The following is a 2,867-nucleotide window of genomic DNA, read 5'->3' on the forward strand; positions in this document are numbered from 1 at the left end:
GCATGGCAGAAGCCGCAAAAAAACCGAGGCCGGAATACCGGAACATCGGGCTTGGGCAGATCTTGTTCGCATACCGCCTGCCGCTGGCCGGCCGCGTATCGATCGGCCACCGCGTGAGCGGGGCCTTGTTGTTCGTCTTCCTGCCCTTCCTGCTGTACCTGTTCGACCAGAGCCTCACCTCCGAGCTGAGCTTTCAGGTCTTCCAGGCTTTCCTCTCCAGCATCATCGTCAAGCTCGTCGTGCTGGTGCTCGGCTGGGCCTTCCTGTTCCACTTCTGCGCCGGCGTGCGGCACCTGTTCATGGACTTCAGCCATGATCTGGCCAGCAAGCAGAAAGCGAAGTCGACTTCCCTCGTCGTCGTGATCGTCTCCTCGGTCCTCACGATCGCCTTCGCCGCCAAACTCTTCGGAGCCTTCTGAAACATGTCTGCCAAAAACGGAATCGGTCCGAAGCGCCTTGTCGTCGGCGCTCACTACGGCCTGCGCGACTGGATCGCCCAGCGCGCCACCGCCGTCATCATGGCCATCTACACCGTCGTGCTGCTCGCGCTCTTCTTCGGCGCGCACGACTTTTCGTACGACGGCTGGGCCTCGATCTTCTCCGCACAGTGGATGAAGCTCGCCACCTTCGTCACGCTGCTCGCGCTGTTCTATCACGCCTGGGTGGGCGTGCGTGACATCTGGATGGACTACATCAAGCCGGTCGGCCTGCGCATCGTGCTGGACGTGCTGACGATCGCCTGGCTGCTGGGCAGCCTCGGCTACGCCGCTCAGATTCTCTGGAGAGTGTAAAAGAATGGCTGCAATCAAGAACTCCCTGCCGCGTCGCAAGTTCGACGTGGTGATCGTCGGCGCGGGCGGCTCGGGGATGCGCGCCTCGCTGCAACTCGCGCGCGCGGGCCTCTCGGTCTGCGTGCTCTCGAAGGTGTTCCCCACGCGCTCGCACACCGTTGCTGCCCAGGGCGGCATCGGCGCCTCGCTCGGCAACATGAGCGAAGACAACTGGCACTACCACTTCTACGACACGATCAAGGGCTCCGACTGGCTCGGCGACCAGGACGCGATCGAGTTCATGTGCCGCGAAGCGCCGAACGCCGTCTACGAACTGGAGCACATGGGCATGCCGTTCGACCGCAACGCGGACGGCACGATCTACCAGCGCCCGTTCGGCGGCCACACGGCCAACTACGGCGAGAAGCCGGTGCAGCGCGCCTGCGCGGCGGCTGACCGGACCGGCCACGCGCTCTTGCACACGCTGTACCAGCAGAACGTCGCGGCGAAGACCACGTTCTTCGTCGAATGGATGGCGCTCGATCTGATCCGCGACGCCGAAGGCGACGTGCTGGGCGTGACCGCGCTGGAAATGGAAACGGGCGACATCTACATCCTCGAAGGCAAGACCACCCTGTTCGCCACGGGCGGCGCGGGCCGGATCTTCGCGGCCTCGACCAATGCGTTCATCAACACCGGCGACGGCCTCGGCATGGCGGCGCGCTCGGGCATCGCGCTGCAGGACATGGAGTTCTGGCAGTTCCACCCGACCGGCGTGGCCGGCGCGGGCGTGCTGATCACCGAAGGCGTGCGCGGCGAAGGCGGCATCCTGCGCAACGCCAACGGCGAGCGCTTCATGGAGCGCTACGCGCCGACGCTGAAGGATCTCGCGCCGCGCGACTTCGTCTCGCGCTCGATGGACCAGGAAATCAAGGAAGGCCGTGGCGTGGGTCCGCACAAGGATCACGTGCTGCTGGACCTCTCGCACATCGGCGCCGAGACGATCATGAAGCGTCTGCCGTCAATCCGCGAGATCGCGCTGAAGTTCGCGAACGTGGACTGCATCAGGGAGCCGATCCCGGTCGTGCCGACCATCCACTACCAGATGGGCGGCATTCCGACGAACATCCACGGCCAGGTGGTGGGCACCGCGAAGGGTCACGAAGACCCCATCAACGGCTTCTACGCGGTGGGCGAATGCTCGTGCGTTTCGGTGCACGGCGCGAACCGCCTGGGCACGAACTCGCTGCTCGACCTGGTGGTGTTCGGCCGCGCGGCGGGCAACCATATCGTCAGGCACGTGAAGGAGCAGCGCGATCACAAGCCGCTGCCGGCGGATGCGGGCGAGTTCTCGCTGGCGCGTCTGGCCGTGCTCGACAATTCGAGCTCGGGCGAGTACGCGTAGAGCGTGGCGAACGATATCCGCGGCTCGATGCAGAAGCACGCGGGCGTGTTCCGCACCTCGGCGCTGCTGGAAGAAGGCGTGAAGGACATCGCGCAGATTGCGGAGCGCGCGAAGCACATCCACCTGAAGGACAAGTCGAAGGTGTTCAACACGGCGCGCGTGGAAGCGCTCGAAGTGGCGAACCTGATCGAGGTTGCGCGCGCAACGATGGTCTCGGCCGAGGCGCGCAAGGAAAGCCGCGGTGCGCACGCGCAGAGCGACTACGAACACCGCGACGACGAGAACTGGCTGCGCCATACGCTGTGGTTCAGCGAAGGCGACCGGCTCGATTACAAGCCGGTTCACATGCAACCGCTGACCGTCGAGTCTGTGCCGCCCAAGGCGCGTACGTTCTAAGGCAAGAGCCAGTCAAAAGGAATCGGTAAATGGCCAAGCGAATTTTTGAAGTCTACCGCTACGATCCGGACCAGGACGCGGCGCCGCGCATGCAGACCTACGAGCTGGAAATCACGCACGAGCGCATGCTGCTCGACGCGCTGGTCAAGCTCAAGGAGCTGGACGAGACGCTGTCGTTCCGCCGCTCGTGCCGCGAGGGCGTGTGCGGCTCGGACGCGATGAACATCAACGGCAAGAACGGTCTGGCGTGCCTGACGAACCTGAACGAGCTGCCGCAGAAGATCGTGCTGCGTCCG

At 64.6% G+C, this 2,867-nt stretch carries 3 protein-coding genes and 1 pseudogene; all 4 read left to right on the plus strand.

Features of this window, described 5'->3' with window-relative positions:
* Positions 1–2: 2 nt before the first annotated feature.
* Entirely contained in the window at positions 3–419 is a 417-nt protein-coding gene (sdhC, locus tag BAC01S_RS29685; RefSeq protein WP_027798005.1) for a succinate dehydrogenase, cytochrome b556 subunit, read from the plus strand.
* 3 nt (positions 420–422) lie between these two features.
* Positions 423–791 (plus strand): succinate dehydrogenase, hydrophobic membrane anchor protein, encoded by a 369-nt coding sequence (gene sdhD, locus BAC01S_RS29690; protein ID WP_027798006.1) that lies wholly within the window; start codon positions 423–425, stop codon positions 789–791.
* Between the two features lie 4 nt (positions 792–795).
* Positions 796–2,571, plus strand: a pseudogene (sdhA, locus tag BAC01S_RS33145) (succinate dehydrogenase flavoprotein subunit).
* A gap of 29 nt (positions 2,572–2,600) precedes the next feature.
* Positions 2,601–2,867: 2Fe-2S iron-sulfur cluster-binding protein (locus tag BAC01S_RS29700; RefSeq protein ID WP_027798007.1), on the plus strand; the 267-nt coding region annotated here is incomplete at its 3' end.

The organism is Paraburkholderia acidipaludis NBRC 101816 (assembly GCF_000684975.1).
Classification (GTDB): Bacteria; Pseudomonadota; Gammaproteobacteria; order Burkholderiales; family Burkholderiaceae; genus Paraburkholderia; species Paraburkholderia acidipaludis.